We start from the raw sequence: 22,722 nt of genomic DNA, 5'->3' as shown, positions 1-22,722 counted from the left end.
TCAATGAAGGAATGAAGTTCAGCAAAAGACCACTTCGCTTTATTGCGATTAGCCTTGCGCTGCTTCTTACTCGCTTTTTTCCCATATTTAGAACGAGTTCGTTCTCTAATGTGCAAAAGATCCTCTAATCCAATTAAGCTGTGAGGTTGAGTAATCTGTTTACTGATTTGGTGGTTCACGTCAGAGGTAAACCGTCTCTCTCTGCCAGATAACGCAACTAATCTGCGCTTGGCTGACCGAGTGCCTTTCCTCTGCAAGGATTTCCTGGTTTTGTGATAGCGATTAGCTTTATGTCTAATCGCTTTACCAGAAAAGAACTGACTGCTGTTGTCTGTTTTGGCGGACACAGCTAAAAAACGTTGCCCGACATCGATACCTTGCACCTGTTTAATGGTGTAGGGGTCGATATCGGGCAAGTCTATTTCTAAGCTGACTAACAAGTAATAGGTTCTCGATGAAGCAGTATAGTAGATTTTGGCGGAACCAATTTTTGCTCCCTGTTTAATCCAGTCAATGTGCTTGTTGTAGCCAGAATATTTAACAACAATGCGACCTGACAGGGTAACTAAACTCACCTGATTATCTTTTTTCCAGGAATAATCTCGTTGGTAATTGAGGGTGCAGGTTCGGGAAGAAAACTTGCAAGGGTGCTCTAACCCCTTAAACAGTTTCTTCGTCTTCCCGTCTTTAATCGCTTGCTGGTTTTGTTTGAATTTTGTCCACTGCGTTTTGTAGGTTGCACCGACTTGGCGAGGGACGTTACACGACATCTGGGCAGGAAGCTTAAATAAATCCCTGATGTCGTAATAGACGAGTTTCTGGAGTTTCGTTCCATTACTCAGTTTGTTGTTGGCGTAGGCTACCCGAGAAGCGTAGCTCAGTGCATCCCGATAAGCCAAAGTGACCTGTCTCACAGCTTCTTTTTGCTCTGGAGACAGGTCTAATTTGAACTTGGCGGTCACAACTTGCTTCACGGATAAACCTTCACGAAATGTTTTCTAGCTTAACGAAGGTGAAACTGGATTGTCAAGTAGCAATTTTCGGGGCATCGAGTCCCTCAATTGCTGCGCTATTCCTCCCCACGCCGTTTCGCTACGCTTCACTGAGCGTGGGGACTCCCGCGCTTTCGTTGAAATCTAGATGACAACTAACCCCAAGGATTAACAGTGAGTAAACTCAGAATGAATAAAACAGAGATACAAGTAGAACCCACTGCAAACATCAGAGAACGGGCGAGGGGAATATTTAAAATATAAAACACAGAATAGAATAGCCGAGCCACGACAAAAATCATCGCACTGGCGGATGCTAATTGTGAGTCCTGTCCCGTTACATAGGCGGATAATGCAGCAGCAGAAAACAGCATAAACGCCTCAAAAGAGTTTTGGTGCGCCCAAGTCGCCCGTTGAGCAAAAGGGGGAAGTTTGTCAAACATGGCTCTGGGTGCGCTCATATCATAGCCAACTTGTAATCGACCATAACCGACGACAAAAAAAGGCAGATAAACCAACAAAAAAGCAACAAAAATTGCATCTATTAGAATTGCCTCAGTCGGCAGTTGCAAAATCCCCATTGATCCTATTTCCTCATCTAATCAAAGTAGAACAATGTGACAATTTTGCGCTGATTTTCCGCCTCCTCACAAGTGCTGAGTAAGGTGGTACTGTCGTGAAAAGCAAAGCAAATCAACTGTTGACAGCGAGAAATAATCTCTTGATTACACAAGGAACTCGCTTCAGCTAGAGACAAGGTATCCCCTTTAGGATTTTCGACTAAATGGATCACTTGTTCGAGTTGTACGCGAGACTCTCGGGGTTGACGATCCATACTTTGAGGTAAAATAACCGTCAACAAATTCGGATCGGCTCGCATTGCACCTCGGATAGCGGCTGAGTTGGTACCCGTTGCACCCGATGTAATAATGTGATTTCCCCCTAATGCCAGCGCATAAGTCATCAGTTCGATGAGATTCTGATGAGTCAGGGGAACATGACGAGATCCCAGCACAGCAATTCGTTTGGAACCTGTTTGCTGGATAGCTGCGAGTTCTTCTAGAAATTCATCTACTCTGGGCAGATCGATAGATTGGCTCAAGGATATTCTTAATCGTATAGCAAGACAACCCTGTAGATTGTAGCAAACAAGTAGCCATTTTTCGATCTTGGTTAAATCATCTTAAGACTTGGCACTGGGGCGTTACCCGTTCCCGGTGGTTTCTTGGCTGTGAATCTGCTATCGAAAACTGATATAACACGGTATAAACCGTATTAATGTTTCGTTCCTAAGATTGCAAAGTTCCTTCTCGAGCGGTTTCCGCCTGTCTTGGGCAGCATTCCCTCTCTTGCAAACTTCGCTAAGATTGCGAACTAAGTCTCGCCGGAAACCGCCGGGCCGCAAGTTCGCGCTCTCGACGGAAACCGCCAAGTCGCGAGTTTGCGCTGGCGCCCGCAGGTGGCGCGGGGTCTGCCCGCAAGATCGGACTTTGCGCTGCATCACCCCGGACTGTCGGCTTCCCCCGGTCAGACAGGCATTTCACCAAGAAGCCCTCGGCATATCAGAAACAAGTTCATTATTAATTAGCTGAAAATCGCTTTATTCCTCAGAATTACATTGATTTGGGAGAGGTTGAGGTTGACGCTGAACTCCCGTTTTTGTTGGGTCATAACCCACTAATATAACGTCTCCTTTCTCATCTCTTATCCATCCCCTCGCCGGAACAATGGTTCTAGAATCAATAGGATTATTATCTCGTTTTTTTGTTTGTTGACGACGTTGGGAGGAACGATTAACTGAAGGAGTCACAGGTTCAATCAGAGACAATTCTAACTCGGGAACTGCAAATAAATCTTGAGTTGGGTTGAATGCAATACCGCCTCGTCCCGTTATAATAAATTGACTGTCTCCTCTCTGTTTGCAGGGGTCTTGAGCGATTAATGCCGCCGGGTCAACCACTTCAACTTGCGTTGATTCTGGCGGGTCAAAATTGAGAGTATCATCAATAGAAAGTTCTCCAGCAGCATTAATAATACTATTTTGAGATTGTAAAACTGCTAATTCGGCACTTTCCAAAGGACGAATATTAATATTGCTCCCTCCCGTTGGGTCAAACGCGCTGGTAACAATTTGGCTATTTTCCAACAATACTAAAAAATTGGAATTAATATCAATATTACCATCAAACGTCTGACCGCTTTGACTTCCTGCGGCAGAAATGGCGCTTTGACGCCGCACGCTAATATCCGGTGAATTGATAGTAATATTTCCGCCTTCACCTGTTACTGAGTCTGCGAATAGAAATGCTTGTTCCAAACGAACTTGGGAAGCATTCACTTCTAGATTTCCGGGATTACCTCTACTACTCTGACTACCTACTAAAATAGCAGATTGATTTCTCATCGTTAAACTTTCTGCATCAATTGTTACCGTTCCCCCATTTCCAACCCCCGTTTCAGAAACTCTTGCACCAATAGAAGAACCACCTATTAATTCAATAGTTTCGGCTTGTAAGTTCACCGAACCTGCATCCCCCTTTCCTGAAGTTGATGTGGATAGTTGAGCTTGCTCACGAAGTGTTAAATTTTCGGTTTCAATAGTTATCGTTCCCCCATTTCCAACCCCCGTTTCAAAAACTCTTGCACCAATAGAAGAACCACCTATTAATTCAACAGTTTCGGCTTGTAAATTCACTGACCCCGCATCTCCAATACCACTTGTTCCTGTAAATAATAAAACTTTATTACTTATAGTTAAATCTCCAGTTTCAATAATAATATTGCCTCCGTTTCCTATGCCTCCTTCTTCACTGACTCCAGTGTTAATTGATGTTCCTTCCCCATCAAGAAAAACTGAATCCGAGGCTTTAATGAAGACTGTTCCTCCTCGACGATTTGGTGGCATTTCAACAGTAGTATTTTCTGATTCAATGGGTAAACTAATTCCTGAAAAAATTCTAGAATTATTCTGCATTGTAAGTTGTTCTGTTTCAATGGTAATATTTCCTCCATTACCCGCACCAAACGTTCCACTAGAAATATCAACTTGATCATCAAATAACACCTCTTGAGCTTGTATACTAATTGAACCTGAAGAACCCGTTCCCAAACTAAAAGTGTTCATTGATGCTCCATCAATTCCGATTAATCTTTGTGTGGTAATTGAAATATCTCCGGTGTTGCCTCCGTTACCCGCTTGAGCAAAAATCCGACTACCCCATGTGGATGGTTCTCCTGTGAATGAAGTAGTCGTTCGAGTTCCCCTACCACTAATTTCGAGAGTATTGGCACGAATATCTATTGAACCCGAACTGCCGACATCCCCTGAAAAAGTTGATATCTCTGCTCCGTTGAGAATTCTTAATTGGTCTGCTTCGAGTGTGATACTTCCCACGCTACTACCGCTAAATTCTGTATTAGGAGATGTTTCGTCTGGTATCCTATTCATCGATACAGTAATTTGACTGGGAAGTATTCTTTCTCCAATTACACTAGAAAACCTTCCATCTCCAATTAATTCAACAACAGAAGCTTGAATATTGATAGAACCTGCGCTACTGCCGTTCACACTTGTCACTGATATTTGACCTCCATCTCGAATGGTTAATCGTCCGGTTTCTAAATTGAGAGTTCCTGCGGTTCCTGTACCGTTTGTAAAAACATCTAAGCTACTTCTTGAGGAGCGTCCATCAATATTCAACTGTCCTGCTATCTCTACTTCATTGGCTTTGACTTGTACCAAACCTGAACTTCCCCTTCCTAAAGTATAAGTTCCGATATTTCCTCCCTCTCGAATTGTGAGTTTATTTGTCGTGATGAAAACACTTCCTGCACTTCCTTCTAAAAGAGAACTCCCTGTTGATATATTGCTAAAAGATGCAGTTATATCTTCAGGATTAATGGAAGGTTCTATAACAAATTCAACAGAATCTAGATCAAATTGAACGGGACTTCCTCCACTGACTTCAACTGATTCTGAAGCATTAATAATCACATCTCCTGCTTGTCCGGTGTTGAAGGTATTCGCAAAGATAGTACCTCCATTCAGAACGGCTAATCTGGGAGTATTGATAATAACGCTTCCTGCATTACCACTACCAAGTGTCCGGGTGTTGATTCGACTCCTAATGCCAGTCGGTGAAACTCCTATTATGTCTACAGACTCGGAAGCGTTAACGATTATATTCCCCGTTGAACCTGTTGCTTCTGGGCTAACATCAAGCTGAATATCAGTACCATCTCGAACGACCAAAGTTCCTGTATTAATAATAATATTTCCAACATTACCTGTTCCCAAAGTTTCGCCTTCTACAATAGAATTTGAAAAGTTGATGTTCTGTGCCTCAATTTTAATATTTCCTCCATCTCCCACAGCGTTTTCTCCAACATCACTGAAAATATCACTATTTGCTAACTCCACCGAATCTGTTGCAAAAATCGATATAGAACCCGAATTTCCTTGTCCAAAGGTACTGCTTTGAATTCTTGCTCCTTCTGTTAATCGGAATTGTTCAGTTTCTATGTAAATATTTCCTCCATTACCAATCCCTGTCTCATTAATATCAGCAAAAAAAGCACTGGTAAGTTCGCCCTCTGCTGAAGTTCCGGTTAGTTCAACGGATGCAGCTTTTACAGCTATATTTCCGGCATTTCCGACACCGGAAGTGTCAGTAATAATTTGCGCTCCTCTAGACAACAATAAATTCCCCGTATTAATTTCAACTGTTCCACCATTTCCTACTGCACCTTCTCCAACATTACTAAAAATATTACCAGTCAATAATTCAACAGAATCCGTTGCAAAAATTGATACTAAACCTGCATTTCCTTGTCCAAAGGTACTGCTTTGTATTCTTGCTCCTTCTGTTAATCGTAATTGTCCGGTTTCTATGTAAATATTTCCTCCATTACCTTCGCCTGCTTCATTGACATTAGCAACAAAAGAACTCTGAAACTCACCATCAGGAGAAGTACCTGTTATCTCAACGGATGCGGCTTTTACCATTATATTTCCTGCATTTCCTTGTCCAAAAAGAGTCGTACCGAGAAACGCTCCACTATCTATTCTGAGTGAATTAGCCGTTATATTAATGTTTCCAGGCTGACCGATTGCATCAAAATCAATAACGTTTCTAATCGAACTTTCTGTACCTGTTATCAAAACATTTTCTTGAGCGTTAATATTAACATCTCCGCCTTGTGCTTCTCGAAACCCTAAACCTTCATCAATTCCCGCTCGAATAATACTATCACCGGATATCTCAACATTCCTTGCATTAATATTAACATCTCCACCCCCATCTGCACGAACATTTATTTGAGATTCATTGGTTAACGCAACATTTCCCAGTTGAATATTATCGGGAAACTGAAGAATGGGCGTATTGCCATTCGCCCCTACATTTGTTAATTCAATAATTCCCGGTTCAGATAAACCCCCCAATTGAATTCGACTACCCGGAGAAATTGCAACGCCTCCATCAAATATTACATCTCCGCCTATTAATGCTAAGGTTTGATTCTTCGGAACATTTAAGCCTTGCGGAATCAGAAATCCTGCATCATTTCTTAACGGATTTCCATCGGGTCGAACCAGTTGGGGTGCGGCTTGATTAACAATAGCGCCTGGATTTTCTCGAATATTCAAACCCAACGGCATATTTATTGTTAATAATGGCGGTGCTTCCGGGTTACTGGCTGCAAATTCAAAGCCATTTTCAAATAAAATACCATCGGCAGTTGTGGCAAAGAATGAACCGCCTACATCTAACCTGGCGTTTGGTCCAAAGACTATTCCCGCAGGATTGATTAAAAATAAATTGGCATTCCCCAAAACGCCTAATGTTCCGAGGATTTCTGAGATATTTCCCCCAGTAACGCGAGTTAGTATATTGATAATATTATCGGGGTTGGAAAAGTAGGCTCCCCGTCCCTCTCTGATATTAAATTCTTGAAAACTATGAAATAAGTTAGACCCCCGTACCGCACCCCCATCGATGCGATCGCTATTAATTCCGCGAATGTTAACATTAGGAGTAACCACAGAGTTTTCTGAACCTAATGTGTTATCGGGGACTATTTGTGCTGAAGTTGGTAATATATTAATAACCGAGTACAGTGTTGCTAGAGCAACGGAAGTTGGGAGGATTGTTGGTAGACAAGGAAATTTTAGAAGGTTCATAAATCCTGGTTTTTCCGGGTAAGATGATTATAGAGCTTACCAGCAAAACTTTCAAGTTGTTTATCAAATTAATGAATGGGGAGGATTTGAGTCAACATCTCTACTGACTTCTGATACAATATAAAGAGTTCCATTATTAGACTGACTCAAGGAAGATTTACAAATGACAATTTGGATTAACGAACAACTTGATCCGGCTGGGCTAATTTATTCTTGTATTGCTTGTTGTGATCAGGAACAAGCCAAAGCCTGTCACGAATCTTTTGATAAAAACTTGACAGAAACTCAAAAACAACAAGGTTGGGTAGCGCAGATGAGAACTGTTGAGTCTTGGGATGAAGTGCCAGTGAGTGCGTTAAAGTTAAGCTGAATCTAGTATTTTGATTTTAAATCACACAGGATTGACTTTTTTGGTGGAGAAACTGACCACAAAGACACGAAGACACGAAGGTTTTTTCTTGATGTTTTCTGTAGAGTTTTTTGGGATAGTGATTTGATGATGAAATCTGAAAAAGGCTAACCTTAAAAGATTAGCCATGAACCCTAAACCTCAAAAATTAAGCTCCCAAGTAACGACGGAGAAAACTTTCTAAGGGTTCCATCTTCATGTCAAACATCAGTTCTAAAGTGTCTATTTCTTCGGGAGTACAGAAAAATTCATTTCCCAATAACACTCGTAACGTTCCTAAATTCTTCTCTGCATCAGCATTCAATAAACCGATTGTACTGCGTAACCCATCAAATAAAAAAAGTGGTGGATTAATAATAATTGGCTCTTTGTTAAAAACACGGCTAAAAATCTGAGGAATATCTCCCCGACTAATAATTTCTGGCCCACCAACGGGTAAAATTTTATTCTGAGCGGCTTCGACAAAAACCGAATCAATGGCAATTCGTGCTAAATCATCGGTACTGACAACAGAAGTCCGATTTTGAGCATCACCAATTAACAAATAAATCCCCGTTTGTTTGAACCGTTCCGCTAGAGGTAATAAACTGGAAGCAAAGGCAGAAGGACGTAAAATGGTATAATTTAAACCACTGGTTTGTAAATACTTTTCGACTTCTCGTTTGGCTTTAAAAACAGGTGAATCTTCATAACCGCGATCAACACCCAATACCGAAATAAACACAAAATGTTCAACTCCGGCTTCTTTGGCTGCATCAATTAATTCAATATTAGCCCGATATTCAATTGCTTGGGCTTTCCCTCCCGAACCATGCGAACTAATCACATATTTTACCCCTTGACAGGCTTTGTAGATATCTTTATCTCGTTCTAAATCTCCGATAAAAATATTCGCCCCACGACTTTCGAGTTCAGAATACCGAGAGGTTAACCGCACAAACCCTCGGACTTCTTTTTCCTGTTGGCGTAGGCGGCGTACAATACGGCTACCGAGTCCACCTGTTGCTCCGGTTACTAGAAACATGATTGTTCGTCCTTTTACGCAAAACCCGTACAGGAATATGTTAACGAATATTCGAGCTATAATTCATGGAAGTCGTATAAAACAATTCCCGTCTCTGGATGATTTCCGATTCCTACATAGCCACTTTTGAGCATTTGATTGAGAACTTTTTCGACTTCCTCAAAACTCGCTCCTGTCGCCATGACGCCTTGTGTAACGGATAGTTTACCGCCTCGGGTTGCAGCCGCTTTCAAGAGCTTGACTCGCAATTGTTCTTGAGTGGTTGGGGTAATATTATAAGTAACCGCAGGGGTGGATGAGTACAAAGGTACACCTGTACTAGAAACGCCCAATTTGGCTTGAATTTTGGCGTTTTGTTCGTCTACCATCCCCGGAATCAAAAATAAATCTAAAAATTGCCCAAACCCAAATAAACCAAAGGTACACAACCACAACAAACCCGTGCCAATTTTGCCATTATAAAAACGGTGCAGTCCATGAAACGGGCTAACAAAACAAGCCGCCCACAATAAATAACTAATCCCAACTTTATTCATTGATTTTCCCTTAAGATCGGTTGTGCGATCGCGTTCAACCCGACAACATAAAAACGACAAGGGGAATTCCCCAAAAATTGATTAAATATAAGTTTAGCGAACTTAACTCTATCTTAGCCAACAGTCACCCATCAACCCAGTTTGTCAACGAAAATTCAAGATTTAAAGTCCAGTGTGAGATCTTATAATGATTACAGCAGTGCGATTTTGACATCCTCTCCGTCGTAAACAACGGAGATTCCAAACATCACTATTTGGGCTTCCTCTTTCTATGAGTTGACTTACAAGGATTGGGTTTCCCCGTCCAAGCAGAGGTCAGTCTCTCGGGAGGCGTTAATTTCCATCTGCCCGACGGTATTTTCAAAACAGATATTAAGCGGAAAAACGGATTAAGCTACGTGTGAGAAGCCTAGATTTATGCGTTTTACAGTCAAGTTAATCCGTTAATCTATTTCTTATCCGTTTCTTGATTTGATAACTGTTTGAGTGCAGATTTTAGAATGTTTTTGGCGGCATTTTCGTCTCGGTCTGCTACATACCCACAGTGAGGACATTTATGAGTTCTCGTACTGAGAGTTTTGACAACCTTTTCACCGCAATTTGAGCAGTTTTGAGATGTGTATGCAGGTTCAACGGCGATCACCGGAACCCCATAAATTCTCCCAAAATATTCTAACCATTCTCTAAATCGAACCCTCGCAGCATCGTTAATTGACTTGGCTAAATGATGGTTTTTAACCATGTTCCGTATCCGTAGATTTTCAATCGCTACCAAGTCGTTAGACTGTATGACGTGTTGAGCCTGTTTACAAACCCAATCGTTACGTCTGCGTGAAACCTTAAGATATTTTCTACCTAAACGATTTCTGGCTTTTGAGCGGTTTTGACTTCCCTTTTTTGTTCGAGATAAGCGACGTTGCAGCTTTTTAATACGTCGCTCGTCTTTCCTGAAAAAGCGGGGATTGTCTATTTGATTGCCAAAAGAATCGGTGTAGAAATGGTTAAGACCTACATCTAGCCCAGTTTGTTTTCCTGTGAGTTCTTTGTTTTCCTCTCTGGTATGATCGATTAAAAATTGAGCATAATACCCATCGTGTCTTCTAATCACTCTAACCCGTTTAATTTGTTGGAGTTGATAGAAGTGTAAATCTCGGCTACCCCAAAGTTTAAATGTACCTGCTTGAAACTTGTCAGTAAACGTTAAATAACGTCTATCTTCTGAAAGTTTCCAGCCTGATGTTTTGTACTCAACTGATGCTCGGACTTGGTACTTTTTAAATTGGGGAAAGCCTTTTCGACCTGGTATTTTTTTCCGACAATTTTGATAAAATCGTTCAATGGATGCCCATGCTCTTTCTGCGTGGGCTTGTCGAGCCATAGAATTGAGTTGGTTTACCCAGGGAAAACTCGGGTTGTCTGACAGTAGTTTGCAGTAGGTATAAGCATCGTTACGACTTTTGATTTGACCGTCTATCCATGCTTTAATGATGCTGTTGCGAACAAACCTACCAGTACGGATAGCTTCGTCTAACTTTCTGTACTGGTATTGTGTTCCTTGCAGCTTCATTTCATACACAAGCATAGATTATCGGCATCAAGCCACGATAAACTATTGTAGCACAAAAATAATCCGTCGTAAACGACCTTGCTCTAAACCTGCTTCTCTTGGTAAGTTAGGACAGCTTCATTACTCGGAAAAGCCCTCTCAGAAAAACCACGCTCGACACAGAGAACAGTCAAGAAGCAAATCTTAGTGTCTTCCTGTCTTAGTGGTGAATTTTCCTATGCTTGGCAAGCATTACATAATTCAATGATCGCACTGAGATGGCTGTCTGTACAAGGACGGATAATTGACTATTAATATCTTGTTGCTCATTAAATAGAGACAGCCAAAAAAAGCCCCAACCGTTGGGCTAGGGCGAATGAGTCATCTCGGATTAATTTCTATTTAAACGGGTTGTATTAAAAGACAATTAAACCCTCTCCTACAACGTGCAGGTTGAGGGTTTATATTGACTCAGACTATATTTTAAATTCACTGAAATTCACTTCTTTTGAGATTAGTCTTCCCATTTATAATCGTGATTCGGAATACCTTCAAAGGGCTGTACACCAATCATGGGATAACTGTCGTCGCTGGGGCTGAAAATGCGAGCAGCAGCTTCGGAGACATAAACAACCATATTTCCAAGGGCATGAAGAATATTCATATCTGTTCACCTCTGTCTCTGTCAATTGATATTGATCTTCTACACTTTTATAATAAACTAAATAACAGTGATTGTGTGAACTTGCAACATTTATTTTCAATCACAGAATATTTACAATCGTTTAAGTTGTGTTACTGTTTTAGGGACGGTTAACCGACTGAATGAGGGTTGGAAATGCCTACAGGATAGACCGTGTTAAGTAAAAATAACAAGAGTTAAGTTCTAGCAACAATTGAAACGAATCGCAATATTATTTTTCAGTATAAAAACTGAAGTCTTTAGAAACCCGGTAACTTTATCGCGCACCGGGTTTCTGGGAGTTTAACTGATGAAAGTTAACTATTTTGAGAGGGAAAGGAAATTCTTTCTGGATAGTTCTGTCTTGAAAGTTTCTGCTACTTCCTGTGGTGTCGGTTGAGCATCAGGATGTCCTGAAAAAATAGCCCATAAAGCAGCAATATAGGCTTCTCCAAAAAGTGTTGTTAGCAACGCAGCCGTACTTCCTGCTAAAATTCCACCGACAAGGCTACCTGCACCCGGAATCAGTTTCGCTAAACCACTGAGCAACATATTACCTCCTAGTTTACACCCTCCTGCAATTACACCAGAGATGAGTGTTCCTAAAGATGCTTGGCTTAAGTCTAAACCGAACACTACACTGATACTGGCTAACATTGTAACCTGTATAGGAACTAAAGCTACAGCATGAGAAAATGGTATGGGAATAGCACCCACACTAGCAGCACTCGTTGCTGCGGTAGTTACAATTACATGAGAGCGTTTGACTTTTTCTCGAAGAGAGACTTTTTGAGCGGCTGCTATTGCATTTCTTTGCCCCTCTGGAACGATTTGCATAGTTATATCAATTAATTCTTTTAAACCCATAACAGGTTGCGAATGACCATCATCTAACTGCTCAGAAATTGCTCTTACACGAACTACATTTTTAGCTACAGAAAGTTCTTTTTGTACCTCTGATCGAAAGCCATTATCTGCTCTGGCTTTAGTAATTACACCAACAACAGGTACATATCGACTGAGCATTTCCACAAGCTCTTTATCTGCATCTTCAACCCGTCGGATATCTTCACAAATACACACCCATGCAATATGAATATGGCGGTTGGGATCGGAATGATTGCAACGTTCTTTTATTAGGTTTTCTAATTCACAAATTGTTTCTTTGTACTTGGCAACCTCCAAACCTCTACTATCAAAAATTGTTAGGGGGAAACCTTCTTTTTTAATCTCTCGTGTAGTGGGTGTGACCGGTTTACCTTGACCTGTTTCGGCTAGATTTTCATGGAAAACAGCATTAATTAAGGTACTTTTACCAACACCTGTTTTACCCGCTATTAAAAGATTGACATTGCCGCGTAAATTTATAGCAGTTTTCATCGCCAATTCGAGAATTTTACTGATATCTACTTCTTGACTTTGTGCTGTTGTGTAATTCATCTGAATTGATTCTCTAAATTCCAAAAGTTATCTTGTACAAAACCCAACCTAAAGACCTTTAGTAATTGCCTTTTGTGCATAGCCATTATGTTCCCAAGCACCTGTTACAAAGCCTGCAACACCAACGATAGCTAAACCAGCCACTGGGATTTTCTGCAATTTCTTAAATTCGTGAATTTGGAAACAGCGACAATCACCTGTTGTTACTAAACGCGCCCAGTGTTCACAGTTAAATCGAAAGAGTTCATACTGCCAATTTTTGTGAAACTCATCAACAGAGATATGCAAAGCCCGAGTCATGTTATTTCTAGACCAATGATGAACGTATTTAGCGGGGTGAAAATGCTTGTTAATTTTCCAAATGTCTATTTCACCTTTATCTTTTTGGCGATCGCTATGAACAGGTTCCCAAGCTAATGACTCCGTATCATTCAGTTGCACTGAGTAATGCAAGACCTTCTTATTTTTGCGCTCTCGATGATACAACAAACGTCCAAAGTCTGAATACTCTTGATTAGCATCAATCAAGTTATGAATTTCTTTCTTATTCATCAAATTTTGCTTGTGTATACAAGAACTCTGAATCGAGAAAAATCTGGCAAAGTAACGATAATCAATACAGTCTTTTAGCAAAATTATTTTTGCTGTCTCCTTCAGAAAAAACCTGTCTTTTTCCCCTAACTAAACTTATGCGTCTAGTTTAAAACTAAATATTGCTCGCTGTCATCCGTACAACCACTGAAAAATAAAAAATTTTAGAATACTCTCAAACTTGTGAAGATCACGTAGGTATGAAAGGGATCAGGTAAAAATAGTGTTTAACCGATCCGACAGTTAATTTTTGGGGTCTATGGGTTGTGATGGGTTGGAATACAAAAACCCCTCGCCTTCTAGGAGAGGGGAAGGGGTGAGGTCAAAATAGGTTTATAACTGTTGTGATGGCTTAGGCTTACCGTTAACCGAAAGAAACCCGGTTTCTGTGAGAAACCGGGTTTCTGGGTTAAACCCTCTAATTTTGGGTCATCCAACTGGCGCATTCTTGCATTTGTTTTTCCATCGTGATACTATCAGTATGATGGCGGTGTCCGTGACCAGGAAGCACCCACTCAAAGGAATAATTTGTTAGTTTTTTCATGGAGTTAATTTGCTCTGACCAGGAATACCAACAGTAGCGACGAAAAGCGTAAAGTTGATTTAACGAGTCTGACCAAGCAAGATGATCACCTGTAAATAAATACTTGTGATTGTACAGTAAAACTGTATGACCTTTGCTGTGTCCGGGAACGGGAATAATTAATAGATCGGGAGCGAATTCGATCTCTTCAAAACCCGAAAGTTGAATTTCTACCGATTGGGTGTCAGCAGTGATATCATCAGTATGAAGAATGCGATCGCATCCAAAATGATCGTGAAATTTTTGATGATCGGCGACATCATCCCGATGGGTGAGATAGAGATAACGTATTCCTCCTAATGCTTCTAAACGCTTAACGAGTGGCGGCGCAAACCGAGGGGAGTCGATGAGAATATTACCATCTTCGCGTTGAATAAAATAACTCGCCGCAGCAAACGAACTTTCAGAATGGTAGCCGCAATGATAAACGTTATCTTCGATTAAAAGGGGGAAACTTTGATGTACAATTTTAATATCATGGGGTTTTTCGACCGTACCAATTGAAGCAGTCGGACAGGATAACAACGCCTGCATTGCTCGGAGTTGTTCGGTTTCATTACTCGGTTGATGATACACGGCTGACTGTTCACCTGCTCGATGAAAAACCTCCGGCGCCATCCAGCGACAGGTATCGCAGTCAATACAGCTTTGATCGACGTAAAAGTTACCGCTCTGGTTTTCGGAGCGACGTTGTTTGAGTTGAGCCATTGTCCTTTTCCTTGCTGGTTAACTCATACTCGTTATGAGTTTATATATTTGAGCATATACATATTTTATCTAAAATGTCAAGTAAAATCCTCTTCAAATAGTTAGAGACGCCCTCTGAGGGCGTCTATACAGAGTCAATGGGTTAAACGTGAGCTATAACTTACTAAGCGACTGGAGAAGCGGATTTATTTTCCTCTTTTTTCTCCGTTTCTAGCTGCTCTGAACCCCCCTGTTGCAGTTGCTTGAGATGAATATTGTTGACCTGACTAATAAAGTTTTCAATGGCTTTTTTCGCCATTTGTTGTCGTTGGGTAGGGTCATTGATATCGTAGCAACGATAAGCCGGAGTAATTCCTAAGATAAATTTCTCTTGTTCTGCTTCTAATAACTCAACAGTTTTATTAGCCGCGATCCAAGTTTCTTGGAAGGGAAAAGAAGTGACGATACTGGTAACAATGGAGGCTAATGCGGGAAACAGCACGGGAAGCCACTTTAACCAGCCTGAACCCGAATCTAAGCGTTCTAGCAAGACTAAAATCGGTGTCACACCTGAGAGAATAATCGTAGCAATTTGTGAAACGTAATAGATATTTCTGGAGTTATCCCTGGTTTTTTTGTAATCTTCAATCAACTCCATAGAATATTTTAATGCCTTTTTTCTGGATAATTGTAGGGAGGCCTTCGAGGAGAAAGCGTCTGTTTCCGGTGTATACATATAATTGTATAGTTCGGAATGTTGAGCTAACTTAGACTCAACTGCACTTTTTTGATAATTCTGCCTCAATTGGCCATTGGTGAGAAACAGAAAAATGAATAGAGAGGTAAAAACTGCTGCATAGATGCGGAGTCGATCTTCTCCTAGCACAAATAACAAGATAACAGTACCAATAGAAGCTGCCAGGATCAGATACTCAACTATCTTGAGGAAAAGGTAAATTCCGGGAAGTTGATCGTCTTGACTCAAGGCTTGATTGGCAGGGGTTTCCACTGAACTCATGGCGTCTAAGTTTGCCATAATTTCTCCTTTGTAAACTTTTGAAGCGTTGAAAATTATCCGAAGAATGAAGATGAGATGAGCCAAAAAATAGACTCATCAACCCTCAGATATTTCAGTTATAACTCAAATCAAGATGCTGAATCAAGTATTTTGAGTAAGAACCTTTTTAACGGTGTATAGCAGTTGTACCTCAAAAGACTTGAAAACCGTCATATCCAATCTGTCTATTTTTCTGGGTTGTCGATATTTTCTTTACTCTTTTATTGTGATTTCTTCACGCAAAGCCGCTTCGACTTTTTGCCATTCCGCTTCAATTTCTAAGAGTCGTTGAGCCGCAGTTCCCGACACAAAACATTCAATTTCTATTGAGTCCGTTTCCATTCCCATCCGTCCCATATATTCCATTTCTTTACACAGTTGAGAAAATTTCATCGCACCTAATTGAGCGCTACTGGATTTTAGGGTGTGAGCCGATTCTTTCATAAGTTTTGCATCTTCAGACTGAACCCCCGTCCGAATTCCGTCGAGATGTTGAGGGGCTTCATTGAGATAAGTCTCAATTAAAATATTAACAAATGGCTCATCTTCATCATCATATTCTCGGAGGTTTTGCAAGATTTTAGCATCAATAGAAGGAACATCAGCAAGGGGTTTTTCGTTGGGTGTGTTAGTCATTTCAGGTGAGGAATAGCTGTTATTTGATGAGTGTTGTTCCAGGGGAATATGTTCAGGCGTAAGGGGATATAAAGGTTGACATTTTGCTAAGGCTTGAGCGAGTTCTTCTCGACGAACAGGTTTTGTGACATAATCATCCATACCCGCAGCCAGACACATTTCGCGATCGCCTCGCATCGCATTAGCTGTCATCGCAATAATTGTAGGTTTTCTCGGGCGTTCATCGCTACCATCGCCATATTCTTTACAGATACGACGGGAAGTTTCTAAACCATCCATTTGGGGCATTTGTACATCCATTAAAACCACATCATAGGGTTGTCGTTTGAGGGCATCTAATACTTCCACGCCGTTCCCGGCAATATCCGCTCGATATCCTAATCTTTGTAATAGTTTGGTGGCAACTTTTTGATTGGTAACATTATCTTCAGCGAGTAAAATGCGTAAAGCGGCGTGATGTTGAGGAATATTAAGTGGCCCAGACTCATCGAGATGTTTGAAGGGAGAGGAATTTTCTATCGTTTCACTGTCGGCAAAAATCTGAACTAATGTATTATAAAACTGAGATTGTTTCAGGGGTTTATTAACGAATCCCGCACAGTTAATATTAGTACGTTCGATGCGTTTGACAATATTAGTGTTACTCGCATAGTTAAACAGAACTAAGTGAACAGCTTGTCGTTTGGGATTATTTCGGGTTAAATCTTTTTCGAGTAAACGAATTTTACGGGCGAGTTCAATTTCGTCAATATCCGGCAAATTAATACCGATAATCACTAAATCTAAGCTAGGATTTTCTTGAATCGATTTTAGGGCATCAATTCCAGTTTTTGCAACAATGGGGTTCATACCCCAAGCTTTGACTTGTCGAGTGATCACCGTTTGATTGACTCCATGACTTTCGACGATCAGAACCTGTTTTCCGGTGAATAATTTATCGGCAAATTCATCAGATAATGAAGTTGATATGGCTGATGATTTTAGGGTAAAATAAAAGATAGATCCGGTATAATCCAAATTAGGGATTTCAAATGACGCGGGTGGATTTCCAGTCACGCTAGAGATCAGAGATTCAGATTTTGAGGATTTTTGTTCGGGTTGAATCCAACTGACAACCCACATTTGTCCGCCCATCATTTCACTCAAACGTTGACTGATTGCTAGTCCTAAACCCGTTCCGCCGTACTGTCGAGTCGTGGACGCATCCACTTGAGAAAAGGCTTTAAATAAACGGTGCATTCGATCAGGAGGAATCCCAATTCCGGTATCTTTAACTGCAAATTGTACTTCATAAATAGGCGGAGATGAAGAGGGTTCGATTTCTACCGTTTCTACAACAGAAGCTTCTGATTTGTTCACGGCTTCAGGAATCACCACCGTAGAAGTAACCGAGACAATCACTTCACCTTGATTGGTAAATTTAACCGCATTGCTGAGTAAATTAACTAAAACTTGGCGTAAGCGAGTCACATCTCCAATCATCACTTCTGGCGTATTCGGATCGATAATATAAGCTAATTCTAAGCCTTTTTCGGAAGCTTTAGCTGAAAGCAAGTCTAAAGATTCTTCGATGCAGGTTCGCAGCTTAAAAGGCTGATGTTCGAGTTCTAATTTACCGGATTCAATTTTTGAGAAATCGAGAATATCATTAATAATCGTCAGCAAAGCATCTCCACTGGTGCGAATGGTTTCAACAAAATCACGCTGTTCCGCATTTAGGTTCATATCCAAAAGTAATCCCGTCATCCCAATTACCGCATTCATCGGTGTACGAATTTCGTGACTCATGGTGGCGAGAAATTCACTCTTAGCACGACTAGCGATTTCTGCGGCGAGTCTGGCTTCTTCTAAGGCTTTGTTTTTATCCGCTAATTGTTGACGACTTTTAACTTCATATTCTAACAGTTTGGCTTGGAAAAGTGTTAAACCGACTTGACTCGCAACATCTTCTAAAAATTCAACTTCTTCATCCGTCCACTGTCGTAAACTATCGCATTGATGTAACATAATAATGCCATTGGGTTCACTATTGTAGGACGTGCGAACTGCTAACATTGATTTTAATCCCATACGCCGACACATAGGCGCTGATGATTCTAACAACGAATCAGCAAATACATCTGGTGAAACAACGGCTTTATCTTCAGCGAGTAGTCTTTCAATGTAGGGATTATAATTCACAGAAATCTCTAAATTCAAGGTAGACTCATAGCCGACTTCTAAATATTCAGCCACGCAAGCCAGATGAGGATAAGGTTGAGGAATATAAGTATAAATCGAACAGCGATTTACCCCAAAAACCCGACCAATTTGTGTCGCCGTTGTTTGAAATATTTCCTGAGTTTCTAACTTAGAACGAACTTTTTGGGTGATTTGCTTCATCAATAATAAGTATTGATTCTGTCGCTGCAAATCTTGTTGTGAATTTTCCCTAGCGATTTCACTTCCAATATAACTGGCCATCAGTTTGATAATTTCGAGATCAATAGACTGGAATAATGAGCGAGGTTTCCGACTCATAAAACTGAGGGTACCATAGACTCGTCCTTCTACCTTAACTTGGGTGCCAATATAAGCTTCTAAGCGTCGAATTGTATAGGCTTCGTGATCTTTCCAAGGTGAGTTTTTAATCGACTCTATACAGACAACATCCTCTGAACGTAAAGCCTCCCATTCAAAGGTTTGTTCGAGGGAAAAAGTATCGCCTTTTGTAAACCCGAAGGGGAAATCTTGGGATAAATAAGCCGAAATAACTTCATAACGATCCGCTCTAACTCTGCCTAATAAACCAATATCCATTTTAAAGCGATCGCATCCCATAATCAAGAGTTGATTGATATGAGCTTCAAAATTCGCCTCCGAGTTAATCGCAATTTCATATAATTGGCGAATCACTTGCGATTTTTCATTAAGTTCTTCAGAAATCGCTAAAGTTGTGATGCAGGGGTTGAGGGTTCCCGTTATTCCTATCACCTGATTTTCGCTATTCCAGACTGCACAGGCTGAGAGTAAAACTCGTTGATAGGGGGAAGCATTTTGATCCGGGTTGAATTCTGATTTTTCTGAATAATCAGAGGCATTTTGCAGTCTAAATTCCTCGTTGATAGACTCTAACTCCCCTCTCAAAATCCCTTGAGAGAAAGACGTAAATTTCAGGTGATCATCGGGATGAATATAATTAATGAATTCAGTTCCTAAGCTTTCAGAAACCAAGCATCCGGTTTGTTGAGTCCAGGCTTCATTTACAAACGTTAATTGACCTTGATAATTTAATTGAAAGAAAACGGATTTTTGACGGCTATTAAACTCTAGTTGTTGCGAGGTGTTTCGATGGTTTTCAACAATATCTTGACTCGATTTAATATCAGTCTGATTGCCAATCATCCGAATCGCTTCACCATTTTCTGCCCAGATTGTTTGTGCTTGACATAATACCCACTTATAGCGACCATCTTTGCATTTTATCCGATATTTCAGAACACAAGAGTTTGTTTTTTTTGCGAAGTGTTCTTTGAGAGTAGCACGAACCGCTTTCAAATCTTTATGATGAATTCGACCTAACCATTCTTCAACTTTAGTCGAAATTTCAGGGTCTTGATAGCCTAACATTTGTTTCCAGGGTGTTGAATAGAAAACCTCCTGTGTTTTTAAGTTCCAATCCCACAATCCATCGGGATTAACAGATGAAGTTAAATTTGATAGTTCTCCGATAGAATTAGCGTCTAGTTTTGCAGGTTCAGATAACCTTTGAATCGTTGCTTTCATCTGTTGAATTTGCTGTTGCAAACTTAAAATTGTCGAGTGCATCGATTTCGGACAAAGGATTTGCAATAGAATCGTTCGAGGCGAAATAATATTAATCGGATAACCACTCTCATCAAGCACAATTAAAGGCAGTTGATAATAATATTTTTGCATTAAACTCAGCGCCGATTGCACCGCAGCCTGCGATCGCACCAGTAAAGGAGGCTTATTACAAATCGCACTGGCTCTAATTTGACTCAGATCAAGTCCCAATCCTTGCACTTGAATAATATCACGACTGGTAACAATTCCTTTTAACTTACTGGTATTTTTTCGAGAAAACTGAGATTCGCCCGTAAAACCCGAAGACGTTTCTCGATTAGAAGAAACAGTTTCTGTAATCACCACACAGTTAACTTTATATTGAAACATTAACTGGGTCAGATAACTAACTGAAGCGTGATGAGGAGCATGAACAATGCGAATAGCATGAGCCGATATTTGAGCAATTTTAATTAAATTATCGGGCAGTACAATCGGCTGAATAATCGAATTATTAGAGTTGAAATTATTGTCATAATTTGCTAAAAACTTGGAAGAATTAGAGCTATTTTTATCAGCAGATGAGGATTGAGATTGAACCAGTCTCAGCAGATGCAACGGTGTGATCAGACCAAACAATCCCCCAAAATCATCCAAAATCGGCAGATGATTAATCTGGTGTTTATTGAACAGAGAAAACAGAGAAAAAACATCCGGAATTTCCGACTGTTGAACAGCAATCACAGAACGAATCATAATCTGTGAAATCGGAAAACCCTTCAAAGAATCACCAATAGAGTTGAGCTGAATAATATCATGTTCTGTAAAGATGCCCAACAGAGACGGATTCGTAGCGGGAGCAACAGGTTCCTCTATCACTAGCACATAGCTCGCACCTGTGCTGCTCATAAGCTGAATCACCTCTTCGACAGGCGTTTCTGGTTTTGTGGTAACAGGATGACGATCAATCGCTTGAGAGATAGAGGGAATTAACATAGGGGGCGGTGGGAGGTGCTCGATGGTTGAATCTTAAGTTAGAACAGTAAAAACGCATTGAGTAACAAATCAGAAGGTATTGGTGATCGTAGCTGTTGGGTTTGACTCCAAGTTTCCAGGACAAAGGGATTGTAGATGAGGAAAATACTGAGTTAACCCAGTAAGCCTGACAGCCAAGCCAATCTCCAATTGAGAGTGACCCTCTATTACCATTTTGACCTCTTAGTTGCAAATCTCTCAGATTTATCCGGAACCCGTAACGTGTAACATAGTAACTGACAACTGACAACTGACAGTGGGTTACTGCTCCCCGACTGCTGTTGTGTCAGATCTCTCAAGGAGCTGCCACTTTTTTGATGAATATTTTAGATTCTAAAGGTCGCCTGTTTGGAAAAGTCAGCATTTTAGATTTCGGTGCTGCTTTTGTGATTTTGTTAGTGATTGTGGGAATATTTTTCTATCCGGGAACATCCGGTTCTGTGGCTCAGGTGGGTGTTACCACTAAACCTGTAGAAGTTGATGTAATTGCTCTAGGTTTAAAGGGACGTGACCCCAACGCAATGATCAAAGCCAACGAAAAGACAAATTTGATTATCCGTAATCAACCCTACGGACAGGTAAATATTAAAAGCCTTGAAGTTTTACCCCGACTCATCCCGGTTGCTCAACCCGATGGCACTTCAAAAGCTCGACCTGACCCGACTGCTGAGTACACCTACAGCCATAATATCTTAATGACGTTAGTCGGAAACGGTCAAATCACAGATAGCGGGCCTGTTTTGGGGAATATTAAAATTAAAATCGGCACAACGGTTGAACTCGAAGGTAAAAACTATAACTTCAATGCCACCGTGATTGATGTGCGGGTAAAAAGTTAAAACGCTGTGTAGGGGCGCACTCGGTTTGCGCCCTATTTTAAGATAGGGTTGAAATTTATTGATCGAGCGTTGGTCTCTTTACAAGGATCAAGCCTTATTTAACCACCAAGACACAAAAAACACAAAGAAGAAGTTTTGACATACTCCCCATTTCTAAAGAAAGGGGATTCTCCAAGCCTCACGGCTTTGGATTACTGATTCATTGACAACCCTTAAAGCCAACTGGTTTCCCAATCAACGCTCTTTGGGGTGAGTCTCCCCAGTCGTTCATCTCATTTCAGAGATAGTTTCGGTATGCCCTACCGTACTTGAGAAAAAAATGCTTGATTCTCTGTACTTGGTGCTTTAAGGTTTTATATGGCCAAAGCATTCAGAGCAAGAACCCCGTACCTTAAGTTTTCAAGGTTCATTGCATCGATTAGATGCTGGGTTTTTCAACTGGTTGAATACCCTGCCAGTAGAGTTATTATAGCATTAGAAAGAGCCTTATATCCCCATACCTGAAGGTAGGGGCGTGTGCGGCAATTTTTGGTAAACAGCTCTCTGGTCATTGCTATAATTCATCAATTCTTTTGACTACTCAGCAGGAGTTTCAACTTCTAACGGTTGCTCGAACCCACTGGGCATTCCTTCTGGTTGAACTTCTGTTGGTTCAGGAGTTATTTCCGGTTCAAGGTTTGAAGGTTCTGTCTCTGTAA

The 22,722-nt window shown here is 40.8% G+C and carries 15 protein-coding genes; 2 read left to right on the top strand and 13 right to left on the bottom strand.

Translation table 11 applies throughout. The features are described 5' to 3' along the window. The 4 genes from WN50_RS24065 to WN50_RS24050 form a co-directional block, all read right to left on the bottom strand. A partial coding sequence (locus WN50_RS24065; RefSeq protein ID WP_049561021.1) for a transposase occupies positions 1 to 974 on the bottom strand: 974 nt, incomplete at its 3' end. A gap of 173 nt (positions 975 to 1,147) precedes the next feature. Continuing rightward, a complete protein-coding gene (locus tag WN50_RS24060) occupies positions 1,148 to 1,573 on the bottom strand; it encodes an MAPEG family protein (protein WP_200906348.1) in 426 nt (141 codons plus the stop codon). 17 nt (positions 1,574 to 1,590) lie between these two features. Further along, a complete protein-coding gene (locus tag WN50_RS24055; RefSeq protein ID WP_046279869.1) occupies positions 1,591 to 2,094 on the bottom strand; it encodes a DNA-processing protein DprA in 504 nt (167 codons plus the stop codon). Positions 2,095 to 2,592: 498 nt separating this feature from the next. Further along, entirely contained in the window at positions 2,593 to 7,173 is a 4,581-nt protein-coding gene (locus WN50_RS24050; protein ID WP_072075635.1) for a two-partner secretion domain-containing protein, read from the bottom strand. Positions 7,174 to 7,336: 163 nt separating this feature from the next. Here WN50_RS24050 and WN50_RS24045 point away from each other — a divergent pair, with 163 nt between their 5' ends. Further along, a complete protein-coding gene (locus tag WN50_RS24045; protein ID WP_046282430.1) occupies positions 7,337 to 7,543 on the top strand; it encodes a hypothetical protein in 207 nt (68 codons plus the stop codon). A gap of 187 nt (positions 7,544 to 7,730) precedes the next feature. On the opposite strand, the gene WN50_RS24040 is transcribed toward WN50_RS24045, so the two are convergent. The 9 genes from WN50_RS24040 to WN50_RS24000 all read right to left on the bottom strand — a co-directional run bounded on the left by WN50_RS24040 (position 7,731) and on the right by WN50_RS24000 (position 21,146). Then, the gene (locus WN50_RS24040) at positions 7,731 to 8,606 is read right to left on the bottom strand and encodes an SDR family oxidoreductase (protein ID WP_046282431.1); all 876 of its coding nucleotides are present in this window, start codon (positions 8,604 to 8,606) and stop codon (positions 7,731 to 7,733) included. Between the two features lie 56 nt (positions 8,607 to 8,662). Next, a complete protein-coding gene (locus WN50_RS24035) occupies positions 8,663 to 9,142 on the bottom strand; it encodes a TM2 domain-containing protein (RefSeq protein WP_046282432.1) in 480 nt (159 codons plus the stop codon). 448 nt (positions 9,143 to 9,590) lie between these two features. Further along, positions 9,591 to 10,724 (bottom strand): RNA-guided endonuclease InsQ/TnpB family protein, encoded by a 1,134-nt coding sequence (locus tag WN50_RS24030; protein ID WP_049561016.1) that lies wholly within the window; start codon positions 10,722 to 10,724, stop codon positions 9,591 to 9,593. A gap of 478 nt (positions 10,725 to 11,202) precedes the next feature. Beyond that, complete coding sequence (locus WN50_RS24025; RefSeq protein ID WP_425354838.1) at positions 11,203 to 11,325, bottom strand: isochorismate synthase; 123 nt, start codon at positions 11,323 to 11,325, stop codon at positions 11,203 to 11,205. A 366-nt stretch (positions 11,326 to 11,691) separates the two neighbouring features. Next, the gene (locus tag WN50_RS24020; protein WP_046282177.1) at positions 11,692 to 12,810 is read right to left on the bottom strand and encodes a YcjF family protein; all 1,119 of its coding nucleotides are present in this window, start codon (positions 12,808 to 12,810) and stop codon (positions 11,692 to 11,694) included. A gap of 48 nt (positions 12,811 to 12,858) precedes the next feature. After that, positions 12,859 to 13,362 (bottom strand): hypothetical protein, encoded by a 504-nt coding sequence (locus WN50_RS24015; RefSeq protein ID WP_046282178.1) that lies wholly within the window; start codon positions 13,360 to 13,362, stop codon positions 12,859 to 12,861. Between the two features lie 457 nt (positions 13,363 to 13,819). Continuing rightward, positions 13,820 to 14,692, bottom strand: coding sequence for an MBL fold metallo-hydrolase (locus WN50_RS24010; protein WP_046282179.1), 873 nt, complete (start codon positions 14,690 to 14,692; stop codon positions 13,820 to 13,822). 163 nt (positions 14,693 to 14,855) lie between these two features. Further along, positions 14,856 to 15,707 (bottom strand): DUF4231 domain-containing protein, encoded by an 852-nt coding sequence (locus WN50_RS24005; protein WP_046282180.1) that lies wholly within the window; start codon positions 15,705 to 15,707, stop codon positions 14,856 to 14,858. Between the two features lie 234 nt (positions 15,708 to 15,941). Further along, positions 15,942 to 21,146: a response regulator gene (locus WN50_RS24000; protein ID WP_046282181.1), complete on the bottom strand. Its 5,205-nt coding sequence runs from the start codon at positions 21,144 to 21,146 to the stop codon at positions 15,942 to 15,944. Positions 21,147 to 21,502: 356 nt separating this feature from the next. Between WN50_RS24000 and WN50_RS23995 the strand changes: the two genes are divergently transcribed. Continuing rightward, positions 21,503 to 22,024: a DUF4330 domain-containing protein gene (locus WN50_RS23995; RefSeq protein ID WP_046282182.1), complete on the top strand. Its 522-nt coding sequence runs from the start codon at positions 21,503 to 21,505 to the stop codon at positions 22,022 to 22,024. Positions 22,025 to 22,722 lie beyond the last annotated feature (698 nt).

This window comes from Limnoraphis robusta CS-951, from assembly GCF_000972705.2.
The sequence above is the reverse complement of the archived record's forward strand: the minus strand, read 5'-3'. Positions and strand labels throughout refer to the sequence as shown.